The sequence below is a fragment of the Halorubrum sp. AD140 genome, from assembly GCF_034497445.1.
In the GTDB taxonomy this organism is placed as follows: Archaea; Halobacteriota; Halobacteria; order Halobacteriales; family Haloferacaceae; genus Halorubrum.
In genome coordinates, this window is sequence record NZ_JAXRUU010000234.1 from 1 (window position 1) to 1260 (window position 1260).

Sequence of the window (1260 nt, forward strand, 5' to 3'; positions counted from 1 at the left end):
CGTGGTAGGGGGGCCGGTCAGTGGAGGATCGCGGCCAGCTCCTCGTCGATCTCCTCGACGCGGCGCTTGAGCCGCCTGACCTTCTCCGTCTGTTCGGTGTTCGTCTCGGCGATCTCGGCGATCTCCCCGTCGACGACGTCGGCCCGCTCGGCGACGCTGTTTACCACGCCCGATATCTCCTCGGTCGTCCCCGCCTGCTCGTCCGTCGCGTCGGCGATCTCGGAGACCCCGCGCTCGGTCTGCTCCACGGCCGAGAGGATCTGCTCCTGGTTGTCGAGGACCGCTCTGAGGTCCGCCTCGATCGACTGTATCTCGCCGTTCGTCGCCTCCATCCTGTCCGCCGTCTCGTCGGCCATCCGCTTCAGCTCCGCGGCGGTGTCCTCGATCTCGTCCGCCTGGTCCTGCGACCGGGACGCCAGCTCCTTCACCTCGTCCGCGACGACGGCGAAGCCGTCGCTGTTGCTCCGCGCCGCCTCGATGTTCGCGTTCAACGCGAGCATGTTTGTCTGCTCCGCGATGTCGGAGATCACCCCGACGAACTCCTCTATCTCCTCGATGTGCTCCTGTAGCGTCGCCGCTTCCTCCGTGGCGGTCTGCGAGTTCTCGGCGGTCTCCTCGACGCTGTCGATGACCGCCGTCGCCGTCTCGACGGACTCCGCCGCGAGCTCCTTGGACTCGGAGCTCTGTGCGCTCACCTCCTCGGCGCTCGAAGCGATCTCCTCGATGGTGGCGCTGAACCCCGCGACGTCGTTCTCGGCGCTGTTGAGCTCCTCGGCTTGATCCGCGACGATGTTCGTGATCTCGGTCGATCGCTCGGCGACCTCCTCGGCCGACACCTCGAGCGCCTCCACGGACGTCTCGACGTCGAACAGCAGCTCGACCGCGCAGACCGTCTCACCGCCGGGCGCCCCGATCGGCGTCGCCACGGCGCGGGCGTGCGCCCGAGAGCCGTCCGGCCGCTCCGCGGACCGGAACTCCTCTTCGCGGACCGGCGTGCCGGTCCGGACGACTTTCTCGGCGAGCGTCCCGTCTTCTCCTTCGGTCCCGAACACGTCGTACGCGTTCGTTCCGACCGCCTCGCTCTCCGGGAGGCCCAACAGCGCCTCGGTGGCGGCGTTCCAGTGCGTGATCGTCCCCGCGCCGTCGACGATGAACGCTGGCTCGGGGAGGTCGGAAACGAACCCTTCGAACGCCTCCCGCCAGAACTCGCCGTCAGAGTCGTCTGCGTCCGGTTCGAGTCGTACTGCGGGTGCGGCTCGT

The 1260-nt window shown here is 68.5% G+C and carries 1 protein-coding gene; it reads right to left on the bottom strand.

Annotated elements, in window-relative coordinates; genetic code table 11:
* Positions 1-17 precede the first annotated feature (17 nt).
* Positions 18-1260, bottom strand: a 1243-nt coding sequence (locus tag U4E84_RS17760; protein WP_322533401.1) for a methyl-accepting chemotaxis protein, incomplete at its 5' end; no start/stop codon positions are given.